The 14,399-nt window shown below is 28.5% G+C and carries 13 protein-coding genes and 1 other RNA gene; 13 read left to right on the top strand and 1 reads right to left on the bottom strand.

Translation table 11 applies throughout. The features are described 5' to 3' along the window. The 11 genes from Q0V09_RS02825 to ssrA form a co-directional block, all read left to right on the top strand. Positions 1–1,033, top strand: a 1,033-nt coding sequence (locus tag Q0V09_RS02825) for a pyruvate formate lyase family protein (RefSeq protein ID WP_297487069.1), incomplete at its 5' end; no start/stop codon positions are given. A gap of 25 nt (positions 1,034–1,058) precedes the next feature. Then, positions 1,059–1,853, top strand: coding sequence for a pyrroline-5-carboxylate reductase (gene proC / locus Q0V09_RS02820; protein WP_297487065.1), 795 nt, complete (start codon positions 1,059–1,061; stop codon positions 1,851–1,853). A 22-nt stretch (positions 1,854–1,875) separates the two neighbouring features. Continuing rightward, positions 1,876–2,187 (top strand): pyrimidine/purine nucleoside phosphorylase, encoded by a 312-nt coding sequence (locus tag Q0V09_RS02815; protein WP_297407841.1) that lies wholly within the window; start codon positions 1,876–1,878, stop codon positions 2,185–2,187. A 51-nt stretch (positions 2,188–2,238) separates the two neighbouring features. Beyond that, positions 2,239–3,714 (top strand): peptide MFS transporter, encoded by a 1,476-nt coding sequence (locus tag Q0V09_RS02810; RefSeq protein ID WP_297407843.1) that lies wholly within the window; start codon positions 2,239–2,241, stop codon positions 3,712–3,714. 12 nt (positions 3,715–3,726) lie between these two features. Continuing rightward, positions 3,727–4,794 (top strand): Xaa-Pro peptidase family protein, encoded by a 1,068-nt coding sequence (locus Q0V09_RS02805; RefSeq protein ID WP_297487062.1) that lies wholly within the window; start codon positions 3,727–3,729, stop codon positions 4,792–4,794. A gap of 20 nt (positions 4,795–4,814) precedes the next feature. After that, on the top strand, positions 4,815–6,593 hold the full coding sequence (locus Q0V09_RS02800; protein ID WP_297406122.1) for an aminopeptidase P family N-terminal domain-containing protein: 1,779 nt from the start codon (positions 4,815–4,817) through the stop codon (positions 6,591–6,593). Between the two features lie 89 nt (positions 6,594–6,682). Continuing rightward, entirely contained in the window at positions 6,683–7,675 is a 993-nt protein-coding gene (locus Q0V09_RS02795) for a chorismate synthase (RefSeq protein ID WP_297406123.1), read from the top strand. 19 nt (positions 7,676–7,694) lie between these two features. Further along, positions 7,695–8,186 carry a dCMP deaminase family protein gene (locus Q0V09_RS02790; RefSeq protein ID WP_297406124.1) on the top strand — a complete coding sequence of 164 codons (492 nt, stop codon included), beginning with the start codon at positions 7,695–7,697 and terminating at the stop codon, positions 8,184–8,186. Between the two features lie 12 nt (positions 8,187–8,198). Next, a complete protein-coding gene (locus Q0V09_RS02785) occupies positions 8,199–8,831 on the top strand; it encodes a hemolysin III family protein (protein WP_297406125.1) in 633 nt (210 codons plus the stop codon). 18 nt (positions 8,832–8,849) lie between these two features. Continuing rightward, the gene (locus tag Q0V09_RS02780) at positions 8,850–10,178 is read left to right on the top strand and encodes an MATE family efflux transporter (protein WP_297406126.1); all 1,329 of its coding nucleotides are present in this window, start codon (positions 8,850–8,852) and stop codon (positions 10,176–10,178) included. A 57-nt stretch (positions 10,179–10,235) separates the two neighbouring features. Then, positions 10,236–10,583, top strand: a transfer-messenger RNA (tmRNA) gene (gene ssrA / locus Q0V09_RS02775). A gap of 64 nt (positions 10,584–10,647) precedes the next feature. Here the strand turns inward: ssrA and msrA are convergent. Next, positions 10,648–11,220 (bottom strand): peptide-methionine (S)-S-oxide reductase MsrA, encoded by a 573-nt coding sequence (gene msrA, locus Q0V09_RS02770; protein ID WP_297406127.1) that lies wholly within the window; start codon positions 11,218–11,220, stop codon positions 10,648–10,650. Between the two features lie 97 nt (positions 11,221–11,317). Between msrA and Q0V09_RS02765 the strand changes: the two genes are divergently transcribed. Next, a complete protein-coding gene (locus Q0V09_RS02765) occupies positions 11,318–11,923 on the top strand; it encodes a hypothetical protein (RefSeq protein ID WP_297487058.1) in 606 nt (201 codons plus the stop codon). 27 nt (positions 11,924–11,950) lie between these two features. Next, complete coding sequence (gene lon / locus Q0V09_RS02760) at positions 11,951–14,329, top strand: endopeptidase La (protein ID WP_297406129.1); 2,379 nt, start codon at positions 11,951–11,953, stop codon at positions 14,327–14,329. Positions 14,330–14,399 lie beyond the last annotated feature (70 nt).

The raw sequence follows: 14,399 nt of genomic DNA, 5'->3' as shown, positions 1-14,399 counted from the left end.
AACAGGATACTTTAATTTACCTAAAATTTTAGAATTAACTCTATTTAATGGTTTTGATAAAATTAGTCAAAAACAACTTGGACTTGAACTAGGGTTTGCAAAGGATTTTAAATCTTACGATGATTTATTAAATGCATTTAAAAAACAAGTTGAATATTTTATTGATATAAAACTTAAAGGTAGTAATATTATTGAAAAAATTTATGCTGAATACATGCCTGTTCCTTTTTTATCTGTTATAACAAATGATTGTATTTCAACAGGAAAGGATTATAATGCTGGAGGAGCAAGATACAATATTAACTATGTACAAGGAGTAGGAATCGGAACTATTACTGACTCTCTTTCAGCAATTAAATACAATGTTTTCGATAAAGATATTTTCACAATGGATGAATTAGTAAATTCTATTGAAAATAATTTTGAAAATAATGCTATTATTCATAATTTTGTTTCAAATAAAACTCCAAAATATGGTAATGATGATGACTTTGCTGATGAAATTATGATTGATATTTTTAATCACTTTAAAAATTACGTTAATGGAAAACCTAATATGAAAGGAGGAAGCTATAGAATAAATATGCTTCCAACAACATGTCATGTTTATTTTGGAGAAATAATGCTTGCTAGTGCTGATGGTAGACTTGCTGGGAAACCTCTTTCTGAAGGCATCTCTCCTTCTAAAGGTGGAGATACAAAAGGTCCTACTGCTGTTGTTAAATCAGCTGCTAAAATGGATCATTTAAGTACTGGTGGAACTCTATTAAATCAAAAGTTTACTCCGAATGTTGTTGCTGGAGAAGAAGGTCTTAACCATATGGCTAACTTAATTAGATCATATTTTGATATGGATGGACACCATATTCAATTTAATGTAATTGATAGAGAAACTCTTATTAAAGCTCAAAAAAATCCTCAAGAATACAAAGATCTTATTGTTAGAGTTGCTGGATACAGTGATCATTTTAGAAATCTTAGTAAATCTCTACAAGATGAAATAATTGAAAGAACTGAACAAAATTTTAATTAAATAAATATTATAAGGATGGTTACAAATGAAAATTGGATTTATTGGTTGTGGAAATATGGCTAAAGCCTTAATTAACGGGATGGTTTCTTCGGAAACTGTCTCACCTCAAGATGTTATTGCATCTGATGCATATTTCCCAGCTCTTGAAAAAACTCATAAAGAATTAAATATTAATATTACTTCTGATAATAAAGAAGTGGTTAAATCATCAAAATATATTGTTCTTGCTGTTAAACCTCAATTTTATACATCTGTTATTTCAGAAATAAAAGAGTTTTTAACTGAAGAATCAGTAATTATTACTTTAGCACCTGGAAAAACTATTGCTGATTTAGAAAATCTATTTACATTAAACACTAAAATAATTCGTACTATGCCAAATACTCCAGCCATGGTAGGAGCAGGAGTTACTGCTATTTGTAAAAATAGTAATGTCACTGAAGAAGAGTTGAAATTTACTTGTTCTCTTTTTGAAAGTTGCGGATTAGTAGAAGTTATTACTGAAAATTTAATTAATGCTGTTATTTCAGTTAGTGGAAGTTCACCTGCTTATGTATTTATGATGATTGAAGCTATGGCGGACGGAGCTGTTATGAACGGTTTACCTAGAGATAAAGCTTATAAGTTTGCAGCTCAAGCCCTTTTAGGAAGTGCTAAAATGTTACTTGAAACAAATATGCATCCTGGAGCTTTAAAAGATATGGTTTGTTCCCCTGGCGGAACAACTATACAAGCAGTTAGAACACTTGAGAAAACAGGTTTTAGAAGTAGTATTATTGAAGCTATGGATGCTTGTGTTGAAAAAGCTAAACAAATGTAATTAAAGATATATGGGGGGAATTATGTTTTCAAATGTTAAAAGTATTGAGAAAAAGGCTAATTTTTATTTTGATGGAAATGTTAGTAGTAGAACAATCCATCTAAATACTGGTGAAAGAAAAACACTTGGATTTATGCTTAAAGGAGAATATCTTTTTAATGCTGGTGTTGAAGAGTTGATGGAAGTTTTAAATGGAGAAATGAAAATTAAGTTACAAGGTGAAACAGAATATTCTAACTTTATTCAAGGAACATCATTCATTGTTCCAGAAAATACAAGTTTTAATGTTATTATAGATTCTTTTGCTGACTACTGTTGTTCTTACAAAGATTAATTGGAAACTTTAATAAAATCAAATTAAATAATTTTATAGGAGAGTGTTACAATGTCTAACGGTAATAAAAAGGACTTTTCAACAGATACTAAATTTCTAGGACATCCTATGGGAGTTGGAACTACTTCAACTATGCAAGCTATGACTGCTTTTTCAGGTTATGGTATGAGTGCTATTCTTGTTTATTTTTTATATGCTACTTTACAAGAGGGTGGACTTGGTTTTGAAAAAGGTTTAGCTGCTCAATTAACAAGTATATATACTGCTATGGCTACTATTGCTGGTGTTGTTGGAGCATATGTTGCTGATCGTTTTTTAGGTCTTAGAAAATCACTACTTATTGGATGGATTCTAAAAACTTTAGGATTCTTCATGTTAGCAATTCCTAATGGTGGAGTTACTTTCTATGTTGCTAATCAATGTTTATTAATTATGGCTGCTGCTTTTGCAGGTCAAAGTTTATATGCAATGGTTGGAAAAATGTACTCTCCTACTGAAACTAGAAGAGACGGAGCATTTACTATCATGTATGTTATGAACAATGTTGGTGTTATATCTCCTATGATTACTGGTGCATTTGCTGCTAGAAATCTTTACTATTTAGGATTTGGAGTTTCTGCTGTAGCCTCTCTTATTGGATTAATTGTTTATTTGTTTTCTCAAAAACATTTTGGTGATACAGGAATATTACCAGATGATCCTGTTTTACCAGAATTAAAAAAGAAAATGCTTTTTAAAACTTTCGGAACTTTAATTAGCTTAATGAGTATTGTTGTATTTTTACTAGCTAAAGGAAGATTAACTCCTAAAACTTTTGTTAATTTTGTAAGTGTTTTAAGTATTTTTGCACCTTTTGGATATCTTTTATATATTGGAACTAGTAAAAAAACTACTCCAAAAGAAAAAAAGAAAATTATTCCATTTGCTGCTCTATTTGTTTGTAACTGTTTCACTTTAATGATTTGGGGGCAAGCTGTTTCTATTCTTCTTGTTTTTGCAGAAGAAAGAGTTAATAATTCACTAATGGGAATATCTTTTGCACCTGCAGCTTGGATTACAATATCTAGTTTTTTCTCTATTTTATTTGGAACTTTAACTGGTTCTATTTGGACAAAACTTGGAAACAAACAACCATCAACTGCATCTAAATTTGGAATGGGTACTATTTTCTATGGTCTAGCATCAATGTTTATGGCCGTTCCTATTATTTTATACCCTGGAAATGTAAAAATTATGGGACTTTGGATTTTAATATTTTTCATTATTCTAATATTTGGTGAATCAATTTCATCGCCTATTGGTCTTGGTTTTGCTACAGCTGTTTCTCCAAAGGCATTTACTGCTCAAATGGTTACTGTTTGGCAACTTGGACTTTCTACAGGAGCTGGAGTAGCATCTTTATCAATTAATTTTTATACACAAGGTCAAGAGGCAACTTTTTTCTTAGCTAGTGGTCTTATAACTATAATTGTTGGCGCTTCTCTTTTACTAATTAGAAAACCTATTATGAAAATTGCTGCAGAATAAATGGAGGATATTATGAAAAATGTTACACAATTACAAAGATATATGACTGAAAATAATATCCATGCTTTTTTCATAGGTAAACGTGAAAATGTCAGATATATTAGTAACTATACAGGTGAAGATTCTTCTTTATTTATAACAAAAGAAAAATGTTTTTTCTTAACTGATCCTAGATATACAGAACAAGCATCTATTGAATGTCCAAATTTTGAAATAATTCTTTGGAAAAATTTTAAAAATATTGGTGAATGCATTAAAGAAATATGCAAAAATATAGATATTACTACTTTAGCATTTGAATCTAACTATATTAATTACAATATATATGAAAATATTAAAAAAGAAGTGAATTTTGATCTTATTCCAACTATTGATATTATTGAAAATATCAGAATTATAAAATCTCCTGAAGAGATTCAAAATATTAGAGCAGCATGTAACATTACATGTAGAGCTTTCGAAAGAATTATTAAAGATATTAAAGTTGGAGTGACAGAAAAAGAACTTGCTGCTAAACTATCTATGTATATGGTTTTAGAAGGTGCTGATACACAACCTTACGGCAATATACTTATATCTGGAACAAGAACTTCTCTGCTTCATGGCATTCCATCTTCTAAAGCTATAGAATACGGTGATTTTGTTCTTTTGGATTTTGGTTGCCAAGTTAATGGTTATATGTCTGACATGACAAGAACAGTTATTGTAGGAAAACCTACTGAAAAACAAAAAGAAGTATATAATTTAGAAAAAGAGATGTTAGAATTATCTCTTTCTAAAATGAAACCTGGTATTTCTTTAAAAGAGATATATGAAGAATCTATTATTCCAATTAAAAATACTGAATATTTAAAATATCATTATAAAGGTATTGGACATGGTATTGGATTATCTTTGCATGAGCCTCCTTTTATGGGACCAACTAGTAGTGATATTCTTGAAATTAACAGTGTTAGAACTATTGAACCAGGAATATATATTCCTAATTGGGGTGGAGTTAGAATAGAGGATCAAATTTTAATAACAGAAAATGGCTATGAAAATTTAACTTGGATTACGCATGAACTAATTGAATTATAAAAATCAAGGGGGAATTTTTTATGACAACAAATGATAAAATTTTAAGAATTAGAGAACTTATGCATATTGAAAATATTGATGCCTTTATCATCCCAAGTGGAGATCCTCATATGAGTGAATATTTTTCTCCTCACTGGAAAACTCGTCAATTTGTTTCTGGATTTACAGGATCAGTTGGTACTTTAGTTATAACTAAAAGTATGAGTGGCCTTTGGGTTGACGGAAGATATTATGTTCAAGGAGAAAAAGAATTAGAAGGTAGTGAGACTATTTTATTCCGTGCATCTGAACCTGAGTGTCCCTCTTTTTCAAAATATTTATCAGAAAACTTAAATGATAATAGCACTATTGCATTTAATGGAAAACTATTCTCTTTAAGTTCTGTAAAGTCTATGGAAAAAGATTTCAAATTAAATAATTTTACTTTAGTTAATACTTTTGATTTTGCAAATGATATTTGGAAAGATAGACCTGAAGAGATCTATACTAATGTTTTCTACTTAGAAGAAAAATTTTCAGGGGAATCAGCTAAAAATAAAATAGAAACTCTTAGAAATAAAATTTCTAATTTAAATTGTGATTCTTTAGTTTTAGGTAAATTAGATAATATATCTTGGTTATTTAACATTAGATCTAATGATATTCCTTGTAACCCTGTTGTTATATCATATGCTTTTATATCTAAAGATAAAGCAATTTTATTTACTGAAAGTTCTAGAATAAATGAAGATGTTAAAAAAACTCTATTAAATAATGGTATTGAAATTCAAAATTATAATGAGGTTTTTAACTTTGTATCTACTTTAAATAATCTTAATATTCTTTGTGATGAAAATGAAATAAACTACTCTCTTTTTAAAAAAATTGAAAATAATAAAGAGATTACATTTAATCTTACTTCAAATCCTGTAGCTTTAATGAAAGCATGTAAAAATAGTATAGAAATTGAAAATAACTATAAAGCATATCTTGCTGATGGTTGTGCTAATGCTGAGTTTTACGGTTGGCTTTTCGAAGCTTTAGATAACAACGAAGTTATCACAGAATTTGATACTGTTAAAAAAATTCAACACTTTAGATCTATCCAAGAAAATTATTTTGAAGAAAGTTTCAATGCTATTATGGCATATGGTGAAAATGCTGCAATGATGCACTATTCACCTAAAGAAAATAACTCTTCTCTATTAAAAAAAGAAAGACTATTCTTAAATGATAGTGGTGGTCAATATTTCACAGGAACTACTGATACAACTAGAACTTTTGCACTAGGGACTCCTACTTCTCAAGAAAAGCATGATTTCACTTTAGCTTTAAAGGGAGTGATTGCCCTTTCATCTGTTATTTTTAAAGATGGTTCTACTGGTTCTGATTTAGATATCTTATGTAGACAGTTTTTATGGAATAAAGGAATGGATTATAGATGTGGTACTGGACACGGTATTGGATTTATGTTAAATGTTCATGAAACTCCACCTAACTTTAGAGAAAGAAATATTAAATTTAAACCTGGAATGCTTATTACTATAGAACCTGGTGTATATACAGAAGGTTCTCATGGAATCAGAACTGAAAATACCGTTGTTGTTATGCCTCACTTAACAACTGAATATGGTAATTTCTTTAAATTTGAAACATTTACATTAGTTCCAATTGATATTGATTGTTTAGATATGACTTTATTAACTTCTGATGAAATTAATTGGATTAACTCTTATCATCAATCAGTTTATACAAAAGTTTCTCCATTAATTAGTAATAGAGCTAAAGAATGGTTATCTAAAAAAACAAAATCTATTTAAAGATACTAAAGCTCTCATTTTCCATATGGGAGCTTTTCTTTTTTATTTTTTGTTTTTATGATAAAATAAAAGAAAAAGTGGAGGTTTTTATGAATAGTTTTGGTTCTCTTTTTAGAGTTCATATATATGGGGAATCTCATGGAGATGGTATTGGAATTCTTATAGATGGTGTCCCTTGTGGAATCCCTATTACAGAAGAGGATTTTTTAGAAGATTTATCCAAAAGAAAACCTGGAAAAAAAGGAACTACTTCACGAATTGAAGATGATTATCCTAAATTTTTATCAGGTATTTACAATGGATTTTCCACTGGATCCCCTATTAATATTTTTTTTCAAAACAAAAATACTAATTCTAAAGTTTATAAAGATTTTTCTAATCATCCTAGACCTGGGCATTCTGATTTTGCTGCTACTAAAAAATATTTAGGTTTTAATGATATGAGAGGTGGTGGTCATTTTTCTGGAAGATTAACTTTAGGCCTTGTTTCTGCTGGCGTTATTGCTAAAAAAATATTAAAAGATATTATTTTTAATTGTAAAATTACTAGTATTGGAACACTATCAAAAGAATTTTTTAATGAAAAACTTAGTGCTTATTTAGAAGAAACTTTAAATAATGGTGATTCTTTAGGAGGTTGTATCAATCTAACTGTTCATAATTTACCTATTGGACTTGGAGAACCATTTTTTGAATCTGTGGAATCTAAACTTTCAGCAATGATCTTTTCAATTCCTGGCATTAAAGGCATTGAATTTGGAAGTGGTTTTAAAGGTTGTAAACTTTTAGGAAGTGAATTTAATGATCTTTTTATTGATGAAAAAGGAACTACTTTATCAAATAATAATGGTGGAATTAATGGTGGAATTACTAATGGAAACCCTATTTCTCTTAATGTAGCTGTTAAACCAACCTCTAGTATTTTTAAAGCTCAAGAAACTTTTAATTTTTCAAATCAAAGAATTGAAAAATTAAACATTTCAGGAAGACATGATGTTGCTTTTATATTAAGAGTTCCTATTGTTTTAGAAAATAGTGCTGCTATTGCTCTAGCAGATTTATATTTACAACATAAAAAATAATTTTAACTAAGGAGGATTTATGTCAAAAAGAACAAATTATATAGATTGGGATGATTATTTTATGGGAGTTGCAATTCTCTCAGCCAATAGAAGTAAAGATCCTGGAACTCAAGTTGGAGCTTGTATTGTTACTCCAGATAAAAGAATAGTTGGAGTTGGATATAATGGACTTCCTTCTGGATGTGATGATGATGATTTCCCTTGGGAAAGAGAGGGCGATTTTTTACATACTAAGTATGCATATGTTTGTCATGCTGAATTAAATGCCATTTTAAATAGTACTAAATCATTAAAAGGGTGTTCTATCTATGTTGATCTTTTCCCATGTAATGAATGTGCTAAAAGCATAATTCAAAGTGGAATATCTGAAATAATTTATCTTTCAGATAAATATTGTAATACTGATTCTAATATTGCATCTAAAAAACTTTTAAGCTCTTGTGGTATTAAGCTTAGACAGTTAGAGCCTAAATTTGATGAACTTATTTTAAATTTTAAAAAAAATAATTAAGGAGATGATTTTATGACTAGCTCATTACTTGATAGAATTGAAGAATGGATTAACTCTATGACTCACTATATAGGTGTTGTTTTATCACTTATTGGTACTGGTGCTCTATTGGTGCACTCTCTTCATATAGGTAATACTGGATATATTGTTGGTTCTATGGTTTTCTGTTTTTCTTTAGTTTTATTATATGCAATGTCAGGAACTTACCATATTCTTTATAATGGAAAGGCTAAAAATATATTTAAAATACTAGATCACTCTGCTATATATATTTTAATATCTGGTTCTTATACTCCGTACCTTTTAAGTGTTTTTCAAGGAAATACTAAGTGGACTCTATTTTTCATACAGTGGGGAATGACTTTACTTGGTGTTATCTTTAAAATATTCTTTGCTGGAAGATTTAAACTTCTTTCAACTCTTATATATTTATTTATGGGATGGATGATTGTTTTTGTCTTTGGAGATTTAAAAGAACTAGTTACACCAATATCTTTAAAACTTTTAATTGCTGGTGGAATTAGCTATTCTGCAGGAACTATTTTTTATATGATGAAAAATCGTAGATTCACTCATGGAATTTGGCATCTTTTCGTTCTTACAGGAAGTATTTTAAACTACCTTTCCGTTTACTTTATATTTTAAATTTTAAGGGGGAATGCTTTGAAAAATATCAACTTAAAGTTTGAAGGTGAAAATACTTTAATTACTATTTTAAAATTTAGTTTACCTTCATCTTTTGGTTCTATCATTGGCATGCTTTGTGTTTTAACAGATAGATATTTTATTGGTCAAGTAGCAGGAAGAGGAGGAATGGCAGCTGTTGCTCTTGTTTTTCCTTATGCTATGATTATTAATAGTTTTAATTTTTTATTTTCTGGCATTGCTATTAATATTGGTGTTAAATTGGGAGAAAATAAAACAGAAGATGCTCAAGAAATTTTAACCTGTGGCTTTCTTTGGATTATAATTACAGGTTTTTTTCTTTCTTTTTTTCTATGGATTTTTAATGATTCACTTTTATCACTTTTGGGAGCTTCAAAAACCAATTTTTCCTTTGCTAAAGAATATACTAAATTTTTAATACCAATCTCTATTTTTCAAATGTTCTTAGGACAAAGTAGTTTAATTAGAGGTGTAGGAGATTCTGTTTCTGCTATGGGAATTAATATTGCAACAGGAGTTATAAATATAATTCTTGACTATATTTTTATAATTAAACTTAATATGGGGCTTAAAGGAGCATCTCTTGCTACTTTTATTGCTACTTTTCTCACTGGACTATATGTTGTTTTTTATTTTTATAAATCACCTGTTATAACATATTCAAAAAAATATCTACATTTAAATCTAAATATTTTAAAAGATATATTTAAAATTGGTAGTCCTAGATTTTACAATCAACTTCTCCAATCAGCTCTTATAACCTCTACTAATAGACAAGCTGGATTTTATGGTGGTGATATTGCAACAGCTGCCATTGGTATTATTTCTATAACTAGAAGTATTATTAATACTAGCTTACAGGGATTTAACCAAGGTACTGCGGCTATTATATCTTATAGTTTTGGTTCCCACAATTTAAAACGAATAAAAGAGGTTTTAAAAATTCAACTTTTTACTGTTATTGGAATTTCTAGCTCTTTAGTATTTTTAATTTTAGTTCATGCAGATTTTGTAGTTAAATTTTTTATAAAAAACGATCCTATACTAGTTAAGTTTACTGTCCATGCCATGAGATTAAATTTATGCTTAATGATTTTCACCGCTATTTTTCTAGCTTGTAATAATTTTTTTCAAGCTATCAAAAGAAATAAAATAGCAACAAATTTCTTTTTTATTAGAATTTTACTTTTAAATATACCTTTAGTTTATATTCTTCCTTTATTTTTAAAAGAAAATGGTGTATGGTTAGCTTTTCCAATTTCAGATACTATTGTTTGTTTTCTAATGGGAATTCTAACATATAAAGAATATAAAAAATTTATCTAATGAAAGGATGTTGAGTTTAAAAATTTTATATGCTATAATAAACTTAATTGAATAATTGGGGATGCAAAGGTTTCGACAGGGTTGTGAGGTTATAGGTAGCAGGCCAGGTTGACCGCTGTGAGAGGTCAACTCATCGTTTAGATGGAAACAATAATTACGCTTTAGCTGCATAATGTCAGCTCGCCTTTGAACTTTCTCTTCTGTAGGAGAGTTCAGTCTAGGTGTAACCTAAGTACAGATTACCCTAAGTGATTTCTCTAAGCTTTTGGGGACATTTAAGAGAATAGCTTTAGTTAGCCCTGTTTGTGGGAATATCTATCGCGAATTCTAATAGCAAACTAAGCTTGTAGAAGCTTATGGCACTTGCAATTTTGGACACGGGTTCGATTCCCGTCATCTCCACCAATGAATTCAACAGATATCTGTTTAAATAGTAAGAGCACATTACTTTGTAATGTGCTCTTTTATTTTACTTTCCCCAAGTCTTTTCTAAAAATTTATCTCTTCCTGATCTATATCTATAAAATTTATATTTCAAACTATTTTTCTTATAATAATCTTGATGATATTCCTCTGCTGGATAAAAATTCTTAAATTTTTCTAAAGATACTTTCATCTCTTTAAACTTTCCTTCTTCTTTTACTTTTTCTAAAACTTTTTTAGCAAGTTTTTCTTCTCTTTCATTTGTATAAAAAATCGTAGGTGAATACTGATATCCTCTATCTACAAATTGACCTTTATCATCTGTTGGATCTATTTTCTTTAAAAAATAATAAATCAGTGTTGAATAATTGATCTCTTTATTATCATATATGACTTTTACAGATTCTCTATGACCTGTAGATCCTGAAGATACCTCCTTATATCTTGGATTTTCAACATGTCCTCCAGAATAACCAGAAATAACCTCCTTAACTCCCTTTACTTTTTCTAAATCACTTTCTACACACCAAAAACAACCACCAGCTAAATATGCTTCTTTTATCTCTCCAAATGCTAAGAAACAATTTAAAAAAAATATTGCAAGAATTATTTTTTTCACTTCTATCACCTCTTTTTATTTTTTATATACCTTTTTTATTAAAGGATTCCTTTAATAAAAAAGGTATAACATTGAAGACATAATTAAGGAGGTTTATATGAATTTCATAGAAATTTTTGGAATTTTTTCCTCTCTAGTAATTTTTCTGTCTTTAGCAATGACGTCTATTATAAAATTAAGATGGATCAATACCTTTGGTTGTTTCTGCTTTATTTTATATGGTTTTCTTATTAACTCTATCTCTGTTATTTTATTAAACTTAGGCATATCTATATTAAATCTTTATTATTTAAAAAATTTATCAAAAAATAAAGATTCTTTTAATCTAGTTTTAGCTGATTGCAATAGTGAATATTTCAATTTTTTTATTCGTAAAAATTATGATGATATTGAATATTTTTTTGCTAAACTATCTTTTCTAGAAATAGATAAGTTTTATTATTTAATTAGAAATAATGATACTGTTGGCATTATTGGTTGGAATGAAAATAATGATGAGGTTACCATTAAAATTGATTATGTTACTGAAAAGTATAGAGACTTTAAATTTGGAAATTATCTATATATAGACAATATAATATTTTTTAAAAATTTAGGTTATAAAAAAATAATTCAAGAAAGCAATCTTAAAATTCATCAAAATTACTTAAAAAAACTTAATTTTAAAGAAATTGAAAACAATATTTTTATAAAAGAAATTTAATATTAAATTACTTAAAGGAGGGGTTCTATGACCAATAGTAACAAATCAAATGTAACTGACCTTGTAAGTTTAAGAGACTTATTACCTGAGGAAATTCCTATTTTACCTCTTGTTATTAGACCAATATTTCCAAATATTTTAACTCCCATTGCTTTTACTGGGGAAGATTTTTTAAAAACACTTAAAGATGCTGAAGAAAATTATAATGGCTTTGTTGGGTTAGTGTTTGTAAAAGAAATTGATGACAGTAATTATTTTGATTCAGAATTATATAATATAGGAACAGTTATAAAAATTAATAAAGTTACAAATTTAACCAACGAATCTGCTCAAGCTATTGTTTTTGGAATAGAAAGATTTGAAAAACGAAAAGAAGTTAAAGGAACCTCTCCTATTTGCTGGAAAGTAAAATATAATAAAGAAGCAGATAACTCTTCTGTAGAGCTAAAAGCATATATGCTTGCTATTATGACATCACTAAAAGAAATATTTGAAGTAAATCCAATTTTAAAAGAAGAGTTAAAGCTTCTTGTTTCTCAGGCCTCTTATGATCATCCTGGAATTTTTATTGATTTTGTTTCATCTATGCTTAAAGCTGAAGCTAATGAATTACAGTCACTTTTAGAAGAACTTGATATTGTTAATCGTTCTCAAAAGCTTTTAACAATGTTAAAAAAAGAGTTAGAAATATCTCAACTACAAGCAAAAATTTCTAAACAAATAGAGGATAAAGTAAGTAGCCAACAAAAAGAATACTTTTTAAAAGAACAATTAAAACTTATTAAACAAGAACTTGGAATGGAGAAAGATGAAAAATTAACAGTTATTGATAAAATCAATGAAAAAATAAGTCATATAACTCTATCTGAAGAAGCTGAAAATGTAGTTAATGAACAATTGGAAAAATTGTCTCTACTTGATCAATCTTCTCCTGAGTATCATGTTGCTCGTACATATTTAGAAGCCATTGTAGAACTTCCTTGGGGAGTATTTTCAAAGGATCAAATTGACATTAAAAAAGCTAAACATATTCTAGACAGAGATCATTATGGCCTTCAAGATATCAAAAATAGCATTTTAGAATTTATTGGAACAGTTACTAAAACTGGAAATGTTAATGGATCGATACTTTGTTTTGTTGGCCCTCCTGGTGTTGGAAAAACATCTATTGGTAGATCTATAGCAGATTCTTTAAATAGAGAGTTTTATAGATTTTCTGTTGGAGGTATGGTTGATGAAGCTGAAATAAAAGGTCATAGAAGAACTTATATTGGAGCTATGCCTGGAAAAATAATACAAGCTTTAAAACTTGTAAAAAAATCCAACCCTGTAATCATGATAGATGAAATTGATAAAATTGGTAATAGTTTTAGGGGAGATCCCGCTTCGGCTCTTCTTGAAGTTTTAGACCCTGAACAAAATAAAGATTTTTTAGATCATTATCTTGATATACGATATGATCTTTCTAAAATTCTATTTATAACAACAGCAAATCAACTAGATACTATTCCAAGACCTCTTTTAGACAGAATGGAAATTATTCATCTTTCAGGTTATATTTTAGAAGAAAAATTGCAAATTGCATTAAAATATTTAATTCCTCAACAATTAAAAGCTCATGCTTTGGCTAGTAATGAAATATCTATTAGTAAAAATTCTATTAAAAGTATGATAGATAAATACGCTAGAGAAGCTGGTGTTAGAACTTTAGAAAAAAATATACGTAAAATTATGAGAAAAGTAAATTTAAAAATTGCTGAAGGAAATAAAGAGAAAATAAAAATCAGCGAAAAAAACATTGAAAATTATTTAGGAATTCCTATTTTTACCACTGAAGAACTTTATCAAAAAGAAATTCCAGGAGTAACTTTAGGTTTAGCTTGGACTTCTATGGGTGGTGTTACATTATATATTGAAGCTGTTAATATTAGTAATAAAGAAAGTGGATTTAAATTAACAGGTCAATTAGGGAACGTTATGAAAGAATCTGCTGAAATTGCACATTCATATATTAGATCTTATTTAACTAACGGTAAATCTTTCTCTAAAGAAAATAAAGAATTCTTTGAAAAAAATAAAGTTCATCTGCATGTTCCTGAAGGGGCTACTCCTAAAGATGGTCCTTCTGCTGGAGTTACTATGGCTCTTGCTCTTTTCTCTCTAGCTATTAATAAACCTGTAAAAAAAGGTATTGCTATGACTGGCGAACTTACTCTTACAGGCAAGGTCTTACCTATTGGTGGCGTTAGAGAAAAAACAATAGCAGCAAGAAGAGTTGGTATTAAAGAGTTACTTCTCCCTAAAGAAAATAAAAAAGATTTTGATAGGCTTCCAAACTTCTTAAAAGATGGTATCACTGTTCATTTTATTGATTATTTCCAAGATGTTATAGATGTTGCATTTTAAAAAAATAGAGTGGATCTAAAATCCACTCTATTTTTTTATCTCTATTTCCTTTATTAAATTCCCATCTAAA

This window comes from uncultured Cetobacterium sp., assembly GCF_947039425.1.
Lineage (GTDB): Bacteria > Fusobacteriota > Fusobacteriia > Fusobacteriales > Fusobacteriaceae > Cetobacterium_A.
This window is presented reverse-complemented; position numbering and strand designations above follow the sequence as displayed.

Coding starts and splice junctions, on each gene's coding strand:
- proC (WP_297487065.1), top strand. CDS start 1,059: ATGAAAATTGGATTTATTGGTTGTGGAAATATGGCTAAAGCCTTAATT.
- Q0V09_RS02815 (WP_297407841.1), top strand. CDS start 1,876: ATGTTTTCAAATGTTAAAAGTATTGAGAAAAAGGCTAATTTTTATTTT.
- Q0V09_RS02810 (WP_297407843.1), top strand. CDS start 2,239: ATGTCTAACGGTAATAAAAAGGACTTTTCAACAGATACTAAATTTCTA.
- Q0V09_RS02805 (WP_297487062.1), top strand. CDS start 3,727: ATGAAAAATGTTACACAATTACAAAGATATATGACTGAAAATAATATC.
- Q0V09_RS02800 (WP_297406122.1), top strand. CDS start 4,815: ATGACAACAAATGATAAAATTTTAAGAATTAGAGAACTTATGCATATT.
- Q0V09_RS02795 (WP_297406123.1), top strand. CDS start 6,683: ATGAATAGTTTTGGTTCTCTTTTTAGAGTTCATATATATGGGGAATCT.
- Q0V09_RS02790 (WP_297406124.1), top strand. CDS start 7,695: ATGTCAAAAAGAACAAATTATATAGATTGGGATGATTATTTTATGGGA.
- Q0V09_RS02785 (WP_297406125.1), top strand. CDS start 8,199: ATGACTAGCTCATTACTTGATAGAATTGAAGAATGGATTAACTCTATG.
- Q0V09_RS02765 (WP_297487058.1), top strand. CDS start 11,318: ATGAATTTCATAGAAATTTTTGGAATTTTTTCCTCTCTAGTAATTTTT.
- lon (WP_297406129.1), top strand. CDS start 11,951: ATGACCAATAGTAACAAATCAAATGTAACTGACCTTGTAAGTTTAAGA.